The organism is Enterobacter sp. ENT03, from assembly GCF_019218745.1.
In the GTDB taxonomy this organism is placed as follows: Bacteria; Pseudomonadota; Gammaproteobacteria; order Enterobacterales; family Enterobacteriaceae; genus Enterobacter_D.
Window position 1 is genome coordinate 185,129 of sequence record NZ_JAHUXA010000004.1, and the last position, 17,807, is coordinate 202,935.

A 17,807-nucleotide genomic window follows, 5' to 3' on the forward strand; every position below is an offset into this window, starting at 1 on the left:
TCTGCATTGAGGAAGGGAAGACGATGAAACGCATTGGAAACCTACTGATTTTTCTGCTGATCGCGCTGCTGGTGTTGATTCTGGCTGGCTATTTTCTGATCCAGACGCGCTGGGGTGCGGCACAGGTGGGCTACTGGGTCACGGATAACAGCGACTATCAGCTCACCGTTGAGGCGGTGGATCACCGTTTTTCTTCGCCTTCCCATGTGCTGTTAAAAAACGTCACCTTCGGCCGTAAGGGCCAGCCCGCCACCCTCGATGCGAAAGCGGTGGATATTGGCTTCAGCAGCCGTCAGTTTACCGATCCGCTGCATGCCGACACAATTTCACTGGCAGACGGGACGCTGAATTTATCCCCCACGACCGCCCCGCTGCCTTTCCAGGCGGATCGCCTGCAACTGAACAATATGGCCTTCAACAGCCCCGCGACCGGCTGGGATCTCAGCGCCCAGCGCGTGACCGGCGGCATCAGCCCCTGGCAGCCAAAAGCGGGTAATGTGCTCGGCAGCCAGGCGCAGATCCAGGTGAGCGCAGGGTCGATGACGCTCAATGGCGTCCCCATCAGCAACGTCCTCATTCAGGGCAGTATCGATAACAATGAAGTGACGCTGAGCACTATTGGCGCAGACATGTCCCGCGGCTCGCTCACCGGCACCGCCCGCCGCACGGCTGATGGCGGCTGGATCGTCGACAGCCTGCGCCTCAATGACATCCGTCTGCAAAGCGATAAATCCCTGAGTGATTTCTTCACGCCGCTCACCACGCTGCCGTCGTTACAGATCGGCAGACTGGAAGTCACCGACGCGCGCCTGCAGGGTCCGGACTGGGCGGTGACCGATCTGGATCTGAGCGTGCGTAACCTGACGCTGAGCCAGGGCGACTGGCAGAGCGACGACGGCAGGCTGTCGATGAACGCCAGCGAATTTATCTACGGCTCGCTGCACCTGTTTGATCCTATTCTCAACGCTGAGCTTTCGCCGCAGGGCGTGGCGCTGCGGCAGTTCACCTCGCGCTGGGAAGGCGGCATGGTGCGCACCGCCGGCAACTGGTTGCGCGACGGCAAAGCGCTGGTGCTGGATGACGTGGCGGTTGCCGGTCTGGAATATACCCTGCCCGCCAACTGGAAACAGGTGTGGATGGATCCCCTTCCCGGCTGGCTCAATGCCGTAATGCTGAAAAAATTCAGCGCCAGCCGCAATCTGGTGATCGACATCGATCCCGCCTTCCCGTGGCAGATCACCGCGCTCGATGGCTATGGTGCTTACCTGCAACTGGCGCGCGACGGCAAATGGGGCGTCTGGGGCGGCAGCGCCAAACTGAACGGCGCGGCGGCCACCTTTAACCGCGTCGATGTGCGTCGTCCATCGCTGGCGCTAAGCGCGAATAACAATGCGGTGAACATCAGCGAACTGAGCGCCTTTACCGGGCAGGGATTACTGGAAGCCACCGCCGTGGTGTCACAGCTGGCGGATCGTCAGGTCAAAGTCAGCCTCAACGGGCGCGGCGTGCCGGTGAACGTTCTGCAACAGTGGGGATGGCCCGCGCTGCCGCTCTCTGGCGACGGCAATTTTCAGCTGACCGCCAGCGGGAGTGTCCGGGCTGACGCCCCATTAAAGCCCACTGTGAACGGGCAACTTCACGCCGTGAATGCCGATAAACAGCAGGTTACGCAGATCCTGCGCGCAGGTGTCGTGACGGGGGATGCTGTCCCATCAAGCGGGTCCGCGGCGACTGCCCCTGTTATGCCGTAATCTTCTGCTGTCGTATCCGGAAGCCTGCCATCCGGATACGACATTATTCGTAGCGGATAGAACAGGTATTCATTTATCGGCTATTTGTACCTATTTCCCGCAACAGGTTTTTATCCCCTGCCTGGCTTGTTATTATCATTTCGCTGGAAAACCCTTAAAAAATTAAAAGTACCCTTCATATAAATGATAAGGAATAGCCATGTCTGTAATACGTCAACGTATTCTGGCGGATATGCAAAAATTCTCCAGAGCCATGATCGGGACAGTTTTATTTTTACCGGTCATTGGATTAACCCTGGCATTAAGTTCGGTATTGACCAACCCCACATTAATTCCTGAAAGCAGCTTTTTACACCCGATCGGTAAGTTACTTGGCGATACATTCTGGCCATTATTTGGCAATCTGGGATTACTTTTTTGCACCGGCATAAGTTATGGGCTGGCAAAAGATAAAAAAACCGAAGCCGCGCTGGTTGCCGTAATGTGTTTTATTATGTTTCTTGGGGCTAACCACTCCTGGCTGGAATATACTCACCAGATCGCAGAAAAAGTAAATGGCGAATATTACGGTACCGGGCAAACACAGATATTAGGTTTTGTGGTTGTCGATATGGGCATTTTTTTAGGCATTATTCTCGGTTGCACGCTTGCCTGGGTACACAATAACGTCTCTGATGCTGAGCTTCCCGGCGCGCTCTCGATGTATGGCGGGGCTAAATTAACGTTAATTGCCATGACGCCAGTGATTATCTTTTATGCCATCATTTTTACCTGGTTCTGGCCCATTATGACGCACGGCATCACCGCCTTAACGGGCTTCATGAAAAATGCGGGCGTCGCGGGTGTCTTTGTCTATGGTTTCTTTGAAAAATTCCTCATTCCTACCGGCCTGCATCATTTTGTCTGGTCGCCGTTTCAGTTAACGCAGATTGGCGGAACGCTGAGCATCGACGGGCAAACGGTCTCCGGTACACAGGCCATTTTTCTGGCCTATATGCGGCACCCGGACCTCACGCCGGTGATGAATGACGCACTGCGCTTCGCACAGCAAGGCATGACGACAATGTTTGGTCTTACTGGCGCGGCACTGGCGTTCTACCACACCGCGACACCAGCGAAGAAAGTGATGGCGAAAGCCATTCTGTTGCCGGCGATTATTACGTCTATTCTCACCGGGATCACAGAGCCGATTGAATTTACCTTTCTGTTCATTTCACCTTTGCTGTGGCTGATTCATGCCACCTTAACCGCCACGTCGCAGGCGATATGCGATCTGCTCACCGTGCGCCCTTGGGGCGCAGCAGGGTTGATTGAGTTTTTAATTTATAACCTACCGCTGCCTGTTTCGCTGACGCGCTGGCCTGTCTACATTCTGATCGGCATTGGGCAGTTCGCCGCCTACTATGTAATTTTCCGAACGCTGGTCGTCAGACTTCATTTAAAAACGCCGGGACGTGAAGATGAGCAGGATGTAAAGCTCTACAGTAAAGAGGATTACCGTAATAAAAAAGCGGCGACAGACCAGACGGTAGCCACCGATATTATTACCGGGTTAGGCGGCAAAGAAAATATTATTTCTGTGGATAACTGCTTTACACGTTTACGGGTGGCGCTTCATCACCCTGATAAGATTGATGAAGCCTTATTAAAAAGTACCGGTGCAAACGGCGTGGTGCGTAATCGCAATGAAGTTCAGGTTATTTATGGTGTAAATGTTGGGCAGGTTCGTTCCCGGGTCGATAACTGGCTGGCAAATAATTAATCAGGAGATGTTATGAAATTAACCGTATTAGGCGGGGGCGGTGTACGCTCCGCATTCCTCGCAAAGTCACTGGCCTATAATGCGCATCGAATAAACTTAAAGGAAGTTGTATTTGTTGATACGTCAGAAGAAAACCTGAACATTTTTGGTGAGATCGCCCGTTATATTTTTACGGCGATTCGCCCGGATATTGATTTCCGCCTGACGACCGATGCCGTTTCGGCATTAAAAAATAGCCACTATGTGATCACCACTCTGCGCGTTGGCGGCGATGAGAGCCGTGTGCGCGATGAACGCATCGCGCTTAATCATAATACGTTAGGCCAGGAAACCACCGGCGCAGGTGGCTTTGCGATGGCGATGCGGTCTATCCCTGCTATTTTGCAATATTGCCGCCTTATAGAAGAACATGCCGCACCGGACGTAATACTGTTTAACTTCACCAACCCGTCGGGTCTGGTAACCGAGGCAATTATCAAGTCCGGGTTTAAACGCCGGGTTTATGGCATCTGCGATGCGCCCTCAGAACTCATTCGTGAGCTTCCGGCGATCCTCAACTGCAATGAGGCAGATTTACAGGTCGAGTGTTATGGGCTGAATCATTTCTCCTGGTTTACCCATTTTACGGTGCAAGGGGAGGATGTTACCGACAAGCTGGTCAGCAACCCTGAGTTGTACCGTAAAACGGCCATGCAGTATTTTTCACCTGCCCTGGTTCAGCTTTGCGGCAAGCAGTTACTGAATGAATATCTCTATTACTACTACTATCGCGAAGTGGCCCTGAAAGCGATTCAGGATTCACCGGAAACGCGGGGGGAAATGATTGCGCGCATTAATCAAGACATGCGGGCGGCGCTTGAGCCTGTTAATGTCAAAGAAAACCCTGAAGCGGCATTCACGATCTGGATGGAACATTACCTGCGTCGTGAAAACAGCTATATGCAAAATGAATCGCAGCAGGAAAAATTCAACGCCCGCGCCCCGCTCACCTTGCAGCAGTTTATTGAAGCGCCTGACACGGGCGGTTACGCAGGCGTGGCGCTGGACATTCTGGAGGCCGTTAACAGCAACACCACGAAGCGTATTGTCGTATCGCTGCAAAATAACGGTACGCTGGATTTTTTACGTGCGGATGATGTGATTGAAATCAGCTGCGACCTGAGTAAAACGGGACTGCACCCCGTCACCCCCCTTCATGTTCCTGACGCCCAGAAAAATATGATTTCCTGCGTTAAGGAGTACGAGCGGCTGGCGGTTGCTGCCATTATGCAAAAAGATAAATCCCTGGCGGTAAGGGCATTAATGGCGCATCCGCTTATTGGCTCCTGGTCACTGGCTGAAAAACTCGTGAATGCCTATCTGGATGACGCGCATTTCAGCGACTGGCAATAATCGTCGTCGGGGCGTCCACGGATGCCCCGGCTGACGCTTGCATAAACCACAGCTTTAGCAGATGTTCAAAACCCAGAATGCAATATCCAAAAAACGGATTGCTCCAGTAAATATCATCATCAAATTTTTGCGGATCGTGGATAATCACCGCCGTATCGGCGGCCTGCGCCAGTGGACTTTGATAATCGCCGGTAAAACAAACCAGATCGGTATTTTTTCCTTCCAGCGCCTTTACCCAGTTGAGCGCTGAGCTGCTGCGCCCCGATTTAGAAACCAGCCAGATAGCATCAAATTTTGCGGCGGTTTTTTGCTCCAGTATTTCATAATCCGGCCACAGCGCGAGGCTGGCATTCACCCCCGTCACCAGAAATTTATTATAAATATACTGGGCGACAAGCTGAGAGAAACCGCTGCCATGAATAAGAATGCGATCCTGTTCCAGGCGTCTTAACAGGGGACTGAGATTATCCGCGGGCTGGATCGTCATAAAATTCACGTCATTCGTGACGTCACGTTTTGGCAGCGTGATATTAAATTTGATGAAATAAACCAGTTCCAGCCAGCCGCTAAATTTGAGTTTTTTTGCCAGCCGGACCAGCGAGGAAGGATTACTGTAACAGCGCTCCGCTACGGCTCTGATCCCCTCGCGAATAGTCTGCTCAGGGTTGTTTTGAATAAAGCGTAAAACAGCGATCTCTGTCTTATTCAGTTTAACGTCACGAAATATATTCTCCAGCTCCATGCTCTGCTCCCTGACCCGCCTTGAAAGTTACGCTTATCCGACCTGCACTGAATTGCAGGCCGGTAAGCGTAACGCCATCAGGCAAATTAAAGAGTGATAGTCAGCGCATTATCCTGCGCCGTGATGGTTGCTCCCCACTCACTGCCTGCCTGCGAACCGCCCTGCACAGCGTGCACCTGCGGTATATTGCGCAGGCATAACGTCCAGTTGCGGGCGTCACCGGTGCCGGTGACCGTAAGGGTATTTCCTTCCCGCCGCGCCTGTAGCGTGAAGGCCACCGAGCCATCGTCCGCCGGGACTTCGCAGCGGGCTTCGCGGCCGTCAGCGAGGTTGAACAGCTGGAAAGCTGTGCCGTGGTTCCACGCATAGTCCGGCTTCTGATCGTTATTGCCCAGCGCCAGCAGGGTGTTATCCCGCACGTAGACCGGCAGGCTCAGGAAATCATGCTGCTGTTTGTGCCAGCGGCTGCCGGTGATCTCATCGTTGCGCCAGAGGTGCGTCCAGCGGCCTTCCGGCAGATAAAACTGCACGTCACCCGCCTCCGAGAAGACCGGCGCGACCAGTACCGCATCGCCGAGCATATACTGGCGGTCGAGGTATTCACACGCCGGATCGTCCGGGAATTCCAGCATCATGGCGCGCATCATCGGCGTGCCCGCATCACGGGCCAGCGCCGCCTGGCGGTACAGATACGGCATCAGGCGGCATTTTAGCTGCGTGAAGTGGCGCACCACGTCGCAGGACTCCTCATCGTACGCCCAGGGGACGCGATAGGATTTGCTGCCATGCAGGCGGCTGTGGCTGGAGAGCAGCCCGAACGCGCACCAGCGTTTATAGACGTGCGCCGGAGCGGTGTTTTCGAAGCCGCCAATATCGTGGCTCCAGAAACCAAAGCCGGACAGACCAATCGACAGCCCGCCGCGCAGACTTTCCGCCATGGATTCGTAGTTGGCGTAGCAGTCGCCGCCCCAGTGCACCGGGAATTTCTGCGCCCCTACCGACGCTGAACGGGCAAACAGTACCGCCTCTTCTTCGCCCACCGTCTCTTTCAGCACCTTCCACACCAGCTCGTTGTAAATATAGGCGTAATGGTTATGCATTTTCTGCGGGCAGGAGCCGTCATGCCAGGCCACGTCCGTCGGGATGCGCTCGCCGAAATCAGTCTTGAAGCAGTCCACACCGATGTCCACCAGCCCTTTCAACTGCTCCGCGTACCACTGGCAGGCTTCCGGATTTGTAAAATCATAGATAGCCAGCCCCGGCTGCCATTTATCCCACTGCCACAGGGAGCCGTCCGGGCGTTTCAGCAGATAGCCCTTCTCTTTCAGCTCCCTGAATATCGGCGATTTCTGGCCGATGTACGGGTTGATCCAGACGCAGATTTTCAGCCCTTTCGCCTTCAGGCGTTTGATCATGCCCTCCGGATCCGGGAAGGTCAGCGGATCCCACTGGAAATCGCACCACTGGAAGGCTTTCATCCAGAAGCAGTCAAAATGGAACACGTGCAGCGGCAGATCGCGCTCCGCCATGCCGTCGATAAAGCTGTTCACCGTGGCTTCGTCGTAATTGGTGGTGAACGACGTGGTCAGCCACAGGCCAAACGACCACGCTGGCGGCAGCGCCGGGCGACCGGTCAGTTGCGTATAGCGGTTCAGCACGTCTTTTGGCGTCGGACCGTCGATCACAAAATACTCCAGATGTTCAGACTCCACGCTGAACTGCACTTTGGAGACTTTTTCCGAACCGATTTCAAAGGATACGCACTGGGGATGATTCACCAGCACGCCATACCCGCGACTGGTGAGGTAAAACGGAATGTTTTTATACGACTGCTCAGTGCTGGTGCCGCCGTCGCGGTTCCAGGTTTCCACCGTCTGCCCGTTACGCACCAGCGCGGTAAAGCGCTCGCCGAGGCCATACACGGTTTCGCCGACGCCCAGATCCAGCCGCTCAAACAGATAATTGCGGTTGCTGGCGGTGTCCTGCACGTAGCCGTTGTTTTTTACCTGGCTGCCGGTGATGCGCACGCCGTTGCGCAGAAAATCCAGCGCCCAGGCGTCGCCTTTGGTCACACGCACGCTTAACGCGCCGCTTTTCAGTTCGGCGAACGCCGCTGTGTTCTGCATCTCGACAGGCACGTCCTGCACATTCAGCGGATAATGCGGGCCGTTGTTTAGCGCGCCCTGAAAATGTTCCATGCGCACGCCGATCACGCCTTCCTGCGGCGAGAAAAAGCGCATCGTAAATAAAGGGGTGTCGAGCTGCCAGGTACGCTCACGCACATCGCGCGGCGCGGCGTATACCACCATCTCATTGCCCTGCTGTTCGACATCGAACACCTGGATCGGGTGAATGAGGTTCAGCCCAGGCTGAATAAGCCAGTTTCCATCACTGATTTTCATTATCGGTTCCTTTTAATGCGGTAATTCTTTGGCAACAGGTGTCTCGTTAAACGTCTGTTCGTTGCGTCGCGCACCCTGCGCCAGCTGATCCATGATTTTCACCAGCAACGGCGTTTTCAGGGTGTAGTAGCGTTTGGCGATGATGGCGCTGAGGAAATAACAGGCTGCCGGAACAAGGGTGAACAGCGCGACAATAATGGTGATGGTGGTGCTGTTCTGCGTTTTGGCCGCCGCGTCATAGCCGCCACCCGCCAGCGCCCAGCCGATGAGCGCGCCGCCAATCGCCAGCCCCAGTTTCAGCACAAACAGCGTACCCGCGAAGCTGATCCCGGTCAGGCGCTTGCCGTTACACCATTCGCCATAATCGACGGTGTCGGACATCATCACCCACTGGATCGGCGTCACCAGCTGATGCAGCACGCCGATGATAAAGATGAAGGCAAACATGGTGATGCTGGCGCTGACCGGTACAAAGAACATCGCCACGCTGAAAATCGTCAGCAGGGCGTTAGTCCACCAGAAGATACTGACCTTGCATTTCCAGTCGGTGAGCGGCTTCGCCAGCGCGCTGCCGATCAGGTTTCCGACGCAGTAAGTGGTGAGGAAGGCGACGAACACTTCCGGCGTGCCGAGGATCCAGGTGACGTAGTACATCATCGCGCCGCCGCGCACGCAGACCGCCAGGATGTTGAGGATGGTCAGCAGGCCGACGATACGCCACTGGTCGTTGTTCCAGATGTCGCGCAGATCTTCACGCATCGGCGTGGTGTTCGGCGGTACCTGGATACGCTCTTTGGTGGTAAAGAAGCAGAACGTCAGCATCAAAAACGCCACCACCGACAGCACGGCGATGCCGCCCTGATAGCCCAGCGCTTTATCTTCCCCGCCAATCAGATTCACCAGCGGCATCATCAGCACGGTAGAGAGCATGCCGCCCGCCGTCGCCAGTACGAAGCGCCAGGATTGCAGAGAGATACGCTGCGTCGGGTCGTTGGTGATCACGCCGCCCAGCGCGCAGTAAGGGATATTCACCACGGTGTAGAGCAGGGTCAGCAGCGTGTAGGTGACGGCAGCGTAAATCATTTTGCCGTTCATGCTCAGATCGGGCGTGCTGTAGGTGAGGACGCAGACGATGCCGAAAGGCAGCGCGCCAAACATCATCCACGGGCGGAATTTACCCCAGCGACTGCGCGTGCGGTCGGCGATAAGCCCCATGCAGGGATCGGAAATCGCATCCAGCGCTCGAGCCAGTAAGAACATGGTGCCGACAAACCCGGCGGGAATACCGAAAATATCCGTATAGAAAAACATCATGTACATCATTACGTTATCGAAGATGATATGACTGGCGGCGTCCCCCATGCCGTAACCAATCTTCTCCTTCACAGAAATAATCTGACTCTTCATCTTTCATCCTTTTGCTCTGAAGTGTGCTGATACCGGTTGCAGACGTTTTAAACCATCGTTCCAGAAGCGGGTATTCCGTTTTCTGGTTATCAGATTACGATTCTTGTTTTATGTGATCGCGGTATCTGAAAAGAGGGGGGGAGGGTAAGCAATGGATTTAATAGGGTTTTAACTAAAATCAGAGGGGCGTTTGACGTTGAAGTGATAAAAAAGTGTGACGGGGTATGTGGTTACGCAAGGAAAGTGGCTATAATGCGCCCCGCCTCCATGTAGCAATGAAGGCCAGGAAGATCGTCGTCTCCGGTGAGGCGGCTGGACTTCAAATCCAGTTGGTGCCGCCAGCGGTGCCGGGCAGGTTCGACTCCTGTGATCTTCCGCCACTTGTGGCGTAAATCCTCTGCAATATTCTCCTGCTTAACGCAAATTTTGCGAACTACCCCCACGTTTCATTTCTGTTTTTTTACTCCTGTTTGTTTTCACATACTATGTTGATAACCGTGTTTATGGCATTCATGGTAACGTCATGAACGTTTAACATTCTGATAGGTCCCAAATAATTTTCGTCCAGCGTTAAAGGAGGCAGCATGACAGAGGAACTTTCAGGCCAGGCTCCGGCAGGCGAGTTTATTATGTTTGCCAGTGATGACGGCGAAGTGCGCGTGGAATGTCGCTTTGAACAGGAGACGCTATGGCTCCCTCAGGCAACTATCGCAAACCTTTATCAGATTACCCCGCAGGCCGTTACGCAGCACATCAAGGGGATCTACGAAGAAGGCGAACTTGAACAAAATGCAACCTGTAAGTCTTACTTACAAGTTCAGCAGGAAGGCAGTCGTCAGGTGAGTCGTAACAGACTTCATTACAGTCTTCCTGTCATCCTTGCAGTTGGTTATCGAGTCCGCTCTGCACGAGGCACTCAATTCCGTCAATGGGCAACCCAGACGCTACAGCAGTACCTGCTTAAAGGTTTCGTCATGGATGATGAACGGCTTAAAAATCCGCCAGTTGATTCTTCGACCGTGCCTGACTATTTCGACGAGATGCTGGAGCGCATCCGCGATATTCGGGCCAGCGAACGCCGGGTTTATTTACGGGTTCGCGAGCTCTTCGCATTAGCCGCTGACTATCAACCCTCCCTGAAAGAAACGACGCAGTTTTTTCAAACCATCCAGAACAAGCTCCATTATGCCTGTACCGGACACACAGCTGCGGAACTCATCCACAAACGTGCTGATGCCAATAAACCACATATGGGATTAACCAGTTATAAAGGCGAAGAGGTGCGCAAATGTGATGTGACGGTAGCTAAAAACTACCTTACCCAGGATGAGGTCAGCGAACTTAACCGCGTAGTTAACATGTGGCTGGATTTTGCTGAAGATCAGGCCAGGCGCCGCAAAGAAATATTTCTGCGTGACTGGCAGGATAAATTGGATCAGTTCCTGCAATTTAATGACCGAGAAGTTCTGGACGGCACAGGTTCCGTCAGTAAAAAAATGGCAGACGAGAAAGCGCAGGCAGAATATAAACAGTTTGCCGGGCAGCAGCGCCTCACAAAAGAAGCCGAAGGTGAGAAGGATATTGCCGCTTTGCTACAGTGGAAAAACGAGGACAAAAAGTCGCTGTAATTGCCCCAGATCCCATCGGGAATGCCATTTTGGGGTGATTAAGCGTCAGGTTTCTGCAATCGCATCTTGCAGGCTTCTTTCACCCACTTACTAAAATTCCCTTTTCCCGCCGCTTTCTCAATCTGTTCCAGAAGCTCATCTTCAAAACGAATGTTCTTCATCGTGCTTTTGGTGCGGTCGAAGTGTGGTTTCTTTTTTTCTTGCATGGTAGGTACCATTTCGGTTAATTTAGACGCATGTGGTACCTACCACATACACACAGGAATTAAACAACGCTCCGATGTGCAGCAACACAGCCGGAGCGTCTAACCTCACCAACTATCAAGGAGTTGATTATGGCTGATCCGCATTCTACCCCAGAGTCAGAGATTAAAAAAAGCGAGCGTTCCGCGATCGTGGGCTATCGCCCGCGCGGCCGGGATAAAAGCACGCCGAACCTGATCCTCAAAGGGAAATGGCTACGGGAAGCGGGGTTTGATACCGGACACCAGGTAACGGTAAAAGTGATGAATGGATGCATCGTGCTGATGGCATACAACGAGCAGGAGCAGCGGCTTCAGGATGAGTTAAAAGCGGCGCAGCAGAGGATAAAAAGGATCGAATCGACGCTGGCAGCGCGAATTAAGGTGACTTCGTGCCGGATAAATCCTCGGATGCTCCGGCATATTTCCCCACCTCACCCCTTCACCATCAACCGGCTATACGCCGCAGGGGTGATCCCTGTGACGCGGCAAAACACCCGGCGCATCACGTCGGCACCGGAAAAGCCGCTCATGGCGGCCAGAGTTTTTGCCGGTAGCTTTTTTTGCTCCAGCAACTGACGGACCTTTGCCACGCGCTCGCGTTCCAGCCACTGTTTCGGGGTAATACCCAGCTCCTGCCGAAACAGGCGCGACAGATGCCGCTCACTGATGTTCAGATGTGACGCCATCATCGACACCGTTTTCACCGTCTCAATGTGCGTGATCGTCCAGCGCTGTAATTCCTGAAATGCCGTGCGCCCGTCGAGGGAGACGCCGTTGCCGCGAATAAAATGCGTCTGATTCACCGGGCGGCGGAAGAACATCACCAGCTGCGCCGCTACGTCCTGGGCGATTTCCCGGCCTAAATCCTCCTCCACCAGCCGCAGCGCCAGATCCAGGCCCGACGTTACGCCTGCCGCTGTGCGCACCCGATCGTCTTTTACACACAGGGCATCGGCAGTGACGGTGACGCCGGGATATAACGCCGCCAGCCGAGCAGCGCAGGCCCAGTGTGTCGTCACCCGTTTGCCTTCCAGCAATCCGGTGCGGGCCAACAGCAGCGCACCGCTGCACACGGAGCCAAAACGCTGGCTGCGCTGACACAGACCGGCGATCTGCGCCGTTGCTGTCGCATCCGGCACAAAACGGTCGATATCAGGGGCACCCGCCACCAGAAACGTGTGCGGCGCGTAGTCTGTGCTGTTCGCCAGCATAAGGTCAGCGGCGAGCCGTACTCCAGAAGATGCCAGCACCTCCGGTGCCGCTACCGAGATCACCTTGTGGCTGTACACCTGGCGCTTCATCAACCGGTTGGCTTCCGCGAACACATCCAGCGGCCCGCACACATCCAGCAGCTGTACGCCTGGCACTGCCAGAATGGCTATTTCGTAACGCATTGCGATCCCCGTGTCGTAAAAGGTCAGTATGTCCTTAAACATCTTTAAACCACGCTTTAAGACATGAATGATGCGTCTTATTCTGGACAAAGACAACCCACAGGAGAGAAAGATGAGTATGAACATCACCGGGATCCGCGTTCCCGACAGCAAAATGGCGCGCGAGGCGACAACCTTCATTCGTGATACGGAATCGGACCTGTTGTTCCACCATTCCAGCCGGGTTTACTACTGGGCGGCGCTGGCGGGTCAGCAGCGCGGGCTGACGGTCGATCAGGAATTGCTTTATGTTGGCTGTATGTTTCATGACATTGGCCTGACGCATGAACATTGCAGCTGCGACAAGCGTTTCGAAGTGGATGGCGCAAATGCGGCACGGGCGTTTCTGGAAGGCTATGGCGTAAAACCTGCCGATATCGACAAGGTATGGACCGCCATTGCGCTGCATACCACGCCGGGCATCCCGGAGTTCATGGCACCGGAAATCGCACTGGTGACGGCAGGGGTTGAAATGGACGTGCTGGGAATAGGCTATGACAACTTCAGCGACGCGGAAATCAACGTGGTGACGGATCTGCACCCGCGTCCGGCGGCGTTTAAAGAAGAGATTATTCAGGCATTTTATGACGGTATTAAGCATAAAAAGCAGACCACGTTCGGCAACGTGAAAGCGGATGTTATTCAGGATAAAGAACCGGCGTTTTCACCGCTGAATTTTTGCAGCGTGATCCGTCAGTCGCGCTGGAAGGGCTAACCTGCCAGCGGTGCAGCCCGGCTATTGGCGCTGCACCGCATCCCGCCCTACAAAAAGTGAATATGCTTTTTGCCGCTGAAGCGGGAAATCTCCACTCTGGCTTCGACGTGAAAAACCTCGCGCAGCATCTCTTCGGTCAGCACCTCGTCCGGCGTGCCGCGTGCCACAATCCCGCCGTTCTGCATCACCACCAGCGAATCGCAGAACATCGCCGCATGATTCAGATCGTGGATCGCCACAATACTGGTGACCGGCAGCGCGCTGATCAGCCGCATCAACTGCATCTGATGGTGAATATCCAGATGGTTTGTCGGCTCGTCGAGCAAAATCTCCGAGGGTGACTGCGCCAGCGCGCGGGCAATGTGTACCCGCTGACGCTCGCCGCCGGACAGACTCTGCCAGCCCTGCTGCTGGCGGTCGAGCATCTCCACCCGCGCCAGCGCGGCGGTGACGATCTCGTCATCCGCATGCGTCCACGGCGAGAGCGGTGAATGGTGCGGAATGCGCCCCAGCTTCACCACATCGATCACCTTGATGTTGGAATCCGTCGCCGCGTGTTGCTCCACAAAGGCCACGCGCTTCGCCAGCGCCTTTTTGCCAAGCTCGCGCACATCGCCGCCGTCGAGCGTCACCCGGCCCGCGTCGGGCCGACGCAGCCCCGCCAGGATCCGCAGCAAGGAGGATTTCCCGGAGCCGTTCGGGCCGAGCAGCCCCATGGTCTGGCCTGTGGGCACGCTGAGCGACACATCGTTAACAATGACTTTTTTTCCGATACGCCAGGACAGATTTTCGGCACCGATACTCATGAAAATTTCCCCGAGCGATAAAGAATAACGGCAAAGAACGGCACGCCAACCAGCGCGGTCACCACGCCCACCGGCAGGCTTTGCGGGGCGATCACCGTGCGGGAGGCGATATCAGCCAGCACCATCAGGATCGCGCCCATCAGCGCCGACGCCACCAGCAGTTTGCGGTGCAGCGGGCCAAAGAAGTAGCGCATCATATGGGGCACCACCAGGCCGACAAAGCCGATGGAGCCGGCCATGCTGACGATGGCGGCGGTCATCAGCGCCGTGACGGAGAAGAGGATCAAACGGATCACACCGACGGGAATACCGAGCGATGCCGCTGCGTCATCCCCGAAGGTAAAGGCATCCAGCGCTTTCGCATGGTACAGACACACCGCAAGGCCAATCACCACCACCACCAGCACCAGCTGAAACTCCGGCCAGCGCACGCCGCTGAAGCTGCCGAGCAGCCAGAACATCACATCGCGCGCCTGCTGCGCATTGGCAGAGGTGCTGATGGTGTAAGCGGTCAGGGCATTGAACAGCTGCGACGCTGCCACACCCGCAAGAATGGTACGTTCATTGCCGCCGCGCGCGCCGTTGGTCAGCAGTGCGACGAACAAGAACGCGGCGAAGGCCCCGATAAAGGCCCCGGCGGAGAGCGACACCGCCCCCGCACCCACGCCCAGTACCACCACGGCCACCGCGCCGGTGGAGGCACCGGCTGACACGCCCAGCACATACGGCTCCGCCAGCGCGTTTTTCAGCAGGCTTTGCAGCACCGCGCCGCAGATGGCCAGCCCCGCGCCGCTACAGGCGGCAACCAGCGCCCGGCTGAGACGGAAATCCCAGATCACCGTCTCATGGATGCGGTTTAACGTTACGCCGGTCAGACCGAGCTTATTGGTGATAGCGAAAAACGTGGTTTTTAACGGGATCGACAGCTCGCCCACCCCGACGCTGAAGGCGATGGTGATACCGAGCACCAGCACCGCGCTCAGCAGCAACACCACGGATCGCATATTTTCAACTACCGAGCGGGACGCAACAGACATCAGTTCAGATCCATTTTCTCTAATTGTGCCGCCACCTGCTCCGCGCCATAAATCGTGCGCACGGTCGGGTTCATCGCCTGACCATCCATCACCACGATATGGCCTTTTTTCACCGCATCCAGCTGGCTGACCGCCGGATCGGTTTTCAGGAATTTAATTTTTTCTTCGGCGCGATCCAGCACCCAGCGGTTACGGTCGAGGCTGGCAACGACAATCACGTCCGGGTTGGCGCTGATCACACTTTCCCAGCTCACCGTCGGCCATTCAGCGTCGGTATTCAGGGCGATGTGACCGCCCAGCATATTCGCGATAAAGCCGGAGGCGCTGTTCTTGCCGCTCATGTGCGCATCGGCTGACGGCGAGGCGCTCGAGAACCAGAAGACGAACGACAGATCTTTATTGCCCTTGTGGAATTTCTCGCGCAGATCGGCTTCGCGCTTTTTAAAGCTCGCCACCAGCGCATCACCGCGATCCTGCACGTCGAAAATCGCCGCCAGGTCGTTAATTTCTTTGTACAGCTGGGTCATGTCCCACATCTGTTTGCGGCTACCGTAGATGTCACCGGTGTTTTTGGTGGTGGTGCAGACGCCCGGCGATAAATAGCTGTTTACGCCCACGGCGGCAAAATCTTCGCGTTTGGCGACTTTACTGTCCGGCCCGAGCAGCAACGGCAATTGTGCCGCCACAAAATCCGGCTCCTGTGCCAGAATGGACTCCAGCGTCGGGATCTCCACGGTCAGCACTTTGACTTTTTCATTCTGCTTTGCGAGTTCCGGTAAGACTTTTGTCGGCCAGAAGGCGCTGGCGACCATTTTGTCCTGCAAACCGAGCATCAGCATGATTTCGGCGGAGTTCTGCCCCAGTGCCACCACGCGCTCCGGCGCTTTGTTGAAAGTGAGCGTTGTGCCACAGTTATCAAGGGTTAACGGGTAGTGAGTCGCCAGGGCAGAGGCCGTACTCAGGCAAAGCATTCCTAAAGCTAACAGCGATTTCTTTAAAACCGGCATTCGTCTTACTCCAGAGGATCAGTGGCTACGCGCAGGTAAATGCAAATCATTCTTAAGTGGTGGACTTATACCCATCGCAAAATATATTGTCAATTTTCATCACTCAACTTCGGTTATGGCATGTTTTCAACTTCGACAGACGCAACAAAACGCACCTCCCCTTATCTGCTTTCCGGCTGCCAGCTGGTCTTTAATATTGGCTTCTATGCCGTTGTGCCTTTTCTCGCAATTTACCTGCGCGATGACCTGCTGCTGTCAGGCTGGGTGATCGGGCTGGTGATTGGCTTGCGCACCTTCTCGCAGCAGGGGATGTTTCTGGTGGGCGGCGCGCTGGCGGACCGCTTTGGTGCGCGGGTGGTGATCCTCAGCGGCTGTCTGGTGCGGGTGAGCGGCTATCTGCTGCTGGCGCTGGGGGAGTCATTCTGGCCGGTGGTGCTGGGTGCCTGTCTGACCGGCGTCGGCGGGGCGTTGTTCTCCCCTGCTATCGAGGCGCTGCTGGCCAAAGCCGGTACGCAGAGTGAAGCCGACGGCAAGCGCAGCCGCCAGGAGTGGTTCGCGCTGTTTGCCGTTTGCGGCGAACTGGGCGCGGTGCTGGGGCCGGTGCTCGGCGCGCTGCTGGCGGGATTTGGTTTTCAGCGCGTGGCGCTGGCCGGTGCGGGGGTGTTTATCGTCGCGCTGGTGGTGTTGTTTTTCAGCCTGCCCGCTACGCCGCACAAGGCCAGCGAGCTAAAAATCACGCCCTGGTGGGAGACGTTCCGCCAGCCGCGTTTTGTGGCTTTTATCATCGCTTACAGCGCCTATCTGTTCAGCTATAACCAGCTTTATCTGGCGCTGCCGGTGGAACTGCGCCGCTCCGGCAGCCGGGAAACCGATCTCGGCCCGCTGTTTATGCTCGCCTCGCTGCTGATCGTCTGTCTGCAACTGCCGCTGGCGCGCTTTGCCCGTCGCCTCGGCCCGTTGCGCACGCTGCCGCTCGGCTTCGGGCTGTTGAGCGCCTCGTTCGCCAGCGTGGCGTTTTTTGCCGCCGACGTGCCGCCCGATAACTGGCAGCGGCTGATCCCGGCCATTTGCATGGTGACGCTGTTAACGCTCGGACAGATGATCATTGTGCCGGTGGGCATGGATTTAGTGCCGCGTTTCGCCAGCGAGCATAATCTCGGCGCACATTATGGCGCACTCGCCTCGATGGGCGGCGTGGCGGTGCTGGCGGGTAATTTTCTGCTCGGCGGCCAGCTCGATCACGCGCTGACGCCTTCCCCGCAGGCGATAATGCCCTGGCTGCTGCTCGCCGCCGTGCCGCTGTGCAGCGCCATCGCCATGCTGGTGATCTGCCGCCCGCTGCAACAGCGTTAACGCGGGCAAAGTTGCGAGCCACTGCCCACAGGTTATCAGCACGAGCGCTCATCCCACCTGGTGCCACCTACAGCGAACCGGGCAACGATGTATTACACAGCGTAATGGGCTAAATAATGACCGTGAT

At 55.7% G+C, this 17,807-nt stretch carries 14 protein-coding genes, 1 tRNA gene and 1 pseudogene; 8 read left to right on the plus strand and 8 right to left on the minus strand.

The window, feature by feature from the left end; genetic code table 11:
* Nucleotides 1–23 precede the first annotated feature (23 nt).
* The 3 genes from KW828_RS08995 (at nt 24) to KW828_RS09005 (ending at nt 4,905) form a co-directional block, all read left to right on the plus strand.
* Nucleotides 24–1,751, plus strand: coding sequence for an AsmA family protein (locus KW828_RS08995; protein WP_218336058.1), 1,728 nt, complete (start codon nt 24–26; stop codon nt 1,749–1,751).
* Between the two features lie 199 nt (nt 1,752–1,950).
* Nucleotides 1,951–3,513 (plus strand): PTS transporter subunit EIIC, encoded by a 1,563-nt coding sequence (locus tag KW828_RS09000; protein ID WP_218336059.1) that lies wholly within the window; start codon nt 1,951–1,953, stop codon nt 3,511–3,513.
* A gap of 12 nt (nt 3,514–3,525) precedes the next feature.
* Nucleotides 3,526–4,905: a glycoside hydrolase gene (locus KW828_RS09005; protein WP_218336060.1), complete on the plus strand. Its 1,380-nt coding sequence runs from the start codon at nt 3,526–3,528 to the stop codon at nt 4,903–4,905.
* On the opposite strand, the gene KW828_RS09010 is transcribed toward KW828_RS09005, so the two are convergent.
* The 3 genes from KW828_RS09010 to KW828_RS09020 all read right to left on the minus strand — a co-directional run bounded on the left by KW828_RS09010 (nt 4,889) and on the right by KW828_RS09020 (nt 9,456).
* Nucleotides 4,889–5,647 carry a MurR/RpiR family transcriptional regulator gene (locus KW828_RS09010; protein WP_218336061.1) on the minus strand — a complete coding sequence of 253 codons (759 nt, stop codon included), beginning with the start codon at nt 5,645–5,647 and terminating at the stop codon, nt 4,889–4,891. The genes KW828_RS09005 and KW828_RS09010 overlap by 17 nt on opposite strands.
* An 86-nt stretch (nt 5,648–5,733) precedes the next feature.
* Nucleotides 5,734–8,049 (minus strand): alpha-xylosidase, encoded by a 2,316-nt coding sequence (gene yicI / locus KW828_RS09015; protein WP_218336062.1) that lies wholly within the window; start codon nt 8,047–8,049, stop codon nt 5,734–5,736.
* A gap of 12 nt (nt 8,050–8,061) precedes the next feature.
* Nucleotides 8,062–9,456, minus strand: a complete 1,395-nt coding sequence (locus tag KW828_RS09020) for a glycoside-pentoside-hexuronide family transporter (protein WP_218336063.1) — start codon at nt 9,454–9,456, stop codon at nt 8,062–8,064.
* Between the two features lie 285 nt (nt 9,457–9,741).
* On the opposite strand from KW828_RS09020, the gene KW828_RS09025 reads away from it, so the two are divergent.
* Nucleotides 9,742–9,836 (plus strand) — tRNA-Sec (locus tag KW828_RS09025).
* A gap of 204 nt (nt 9,837–10,040) precedes the next feature.
* Nucleotides 10,041–11,084, plus strand: coding sequence for a virulence RhuM family protein (locus tag KW828_RS09030; RefSeq protein WP_218336064.1), 1,044 nt, complete (start codon nt 10,041–10,043; stop codon nt 11,082–11,084).
* Nucleotides 11,085–11,122: 38 nt separating this feature from the next.
* Here the strand turns inward: KW828_RS09030 and KW828_RS09035 are convergent, their stop codons facing one another.
* Nucleotides 11,123–11,290 (minus strand): YlcI/YnfO family protein, encoded by a 168-nt coding sequence (locus KW828_RS09035; RefSeq protein WP_218336065.1) that lies wholly within the window; start codon nt 11,288–11,290, stop codon nt 11,123–11,125.
* A 129-nt stretch (nt 11,291–11,419) separates the two neighbouring features.
* Here KW828_RS09035 and KW828_RS09040 point away from each other — a divergent pair.
* Nucleotides 11,420–11,698: pseudogene (locus KW828_RS09040) on the plus strand (SymE family type I addiction module toxin); the annotation flags it as partial.
* A gap of 62 nt (nt 11,699–11,760) precedes the next feature.
* Here KW828_RS09040 and KW828_RS09045 read toward each other — a convergent pair.
* A complete protein-coding gene (locus KW828_RS09045; RefSeq protein ID WP_218336095.1) occupies nt 11,761–12,723 on the minus strand; it encodes a GlxA family transcriptional regulator in 963 nt (320 codons plus the stop codon).
* A 112-nt stretch (nt 12,724–12,835) separates the two neighbouring features.
* On the opposite strand from KW828_RS09045, the gene KW828_RS09050 reads away from it, so the two are divergent.
* A complete protein-coding gene (locus tag KW828_RS09050) occupies nt 12,836–13,477 on the plus strand; it encodes an HD domain-containing protein (RefSeq protein WP_218336066.1) in 642 nt (213 codons plus the stop codon).
* Nucleotides 13,478–13,524: 47 nt separating this feature from the next.
* Here the strand turns inward: KW828_RS09050 and KW828_RS09055 are convergent, their stop codons facing one another.
* From KW828_RS09055 to KW828_RS09065, 3 genes are read right to left on the minus strand one after another with little or no spacing between them, the layout of a single operon-like run.
* Complete coding sequence (locus KW828_RS09055; protein WP_088221212.1) at nt 13,525–14,283, minus strand: ABC transporter ATP-binding protein; 759 nt, start codon at nt 14,281–14,283, stop codon at nt 13,525–13,527.
* A complete protein-coding gene (locus tag KW828_RS09060) occupies nt 14,280–15,287 on the minus strand; it encodes a FecCD family ABC transporter permease (protein WP_371316111.1) in 1,008 nt (335 codons plus the stop codon). Before KW828_RS09060 ends, KW828_RS09055 begins: the two co-directional genes overlap by 4 nt.
* 32 nt (nt 15,288–15,319) lie before the next feature.
* A complete protein-coding gene (locus KW828_RS09065) occupies nt 15,320–16,327 on the minus strand; it encodes an ABC transporter substrate-binding protein (protein ID WP_218336067.1) in 1,008 nt (335 codons plus the stop codon).
* Between the two features lie 120 nt (nt 16,328–16,447).
* On the opposite strand from KW828_RS09065, the gene KW828_RS09070 reads away from it, so the two are divergent.
* Nucleotides 16,448–17,680, plus strand: a complete 1,233-nt coding sequence (locus KW828_RS09070; RefSeq protein WP_218336068.1) for an MFS transporter — start codon at nt 16,448–16,450, stop codon at nt 17,678–17,680.
* Nucleotides 17,681–17,807 lie beyond the last annotated feature (127 nt).

Bases quoted from the DNA above. Each gene is read 5' to 3' on its own strand.
- KW828_RS09045 (WP_218336095.1), bottom strand. From the start codon at position 12,723: ATGCGTTACGAAATAGCCATTCTGGCAGTGCCAGGCGTACAGCTGCTG.
- KW828_RS09060 (WP_371316111.1), bottom strand. From the start codon at position 15,287: ATGCGATCCGTGGTGTTGCTGCTGAGCGCGGTGCTGGTGCTCGGTATC.
- KW828_RS09065 (WP_218336067.1), bottom strand. From the start codon at position 16,327: ATGCCGGTTTTAAAGAAATCGCTGTTAGCTTTAGGAATGCTTTGCCTG.
- KW828_RS09050 (WP_218336066.1), top strand. From the start codon at position 12,836: ATGAGTATGAACATCACCGGGATCCGCGTTCCCGACAGCAAAATGGCG.
- KW828_RS09035 (WP_218336065.1), bottom strand. From the start codon at position 11,290: ATGCAAGAAAAAAAGAAACCACACTTCGACCGCACCAAAAGCACGATG.
- KW828_RS09070 (WP_218336068.1), top strand. From the start codon at position 16,448: ATGTTTTCAACTTCGACAGACGCAACAAAACGCACCTCCCCTTATCTG.
- KW828_RS09010 (WP_218336061.1), bottom strand. From the start codon at position 5,647: ATGGAGCTGGAGAATATATTTCGTGACGTTAAACTGAATAAGACAGAG.
- KW828_RS09055 (WP_088221212.1), bottom strand. From the start codon at position 14,283: ATGAGTATCGGTGCCGAAAATCTGTCCTGGCGTATCGGAAAAAAAGTC.
- KW828_RS09020 (WP_218336063.1), bottom strand. From the start codon at position 9,456: ATGAAGAGTCAGATTATTTCTGTGAAGGAGAAGATTGGTTACGGCATG.
- KW828_RS09000 (WP_218336059.1), top strand. From the start codon at position 1,951: ATGTCTGTAATACGTCAACGTATTCTGGCGGATATGCAAAAATTCTCC.
- KW828_RS09005 (WP_218336060.1), top strand. From the start codon at position 3,526: ATGAAATTAACCGTATTAGGCGGGGGCGGTGTACGCTCCGCATTCCTC.
- KW828_RS08995 (WP_218336058.1), top strand. From the start codon at position 24: ATGAAACGCATTGGAAACCTACTGATTTTTCTGCTGATCGCGCTGCTG.
- KW828_RS09030 (WP_218336064.1), top strand. From the start codon at position 10,041: ATGACAGAGGAACTTTCAGGCCAGGCTCCGGCAGGCGAGTTTATTATG.
- yicI (WP_218336062.1), bottom strand. From the start codon at position 8,049: ATGAAAATCAGTGATGGAAACTGGCTTATTCAGCCTGGGCTGAACCTC.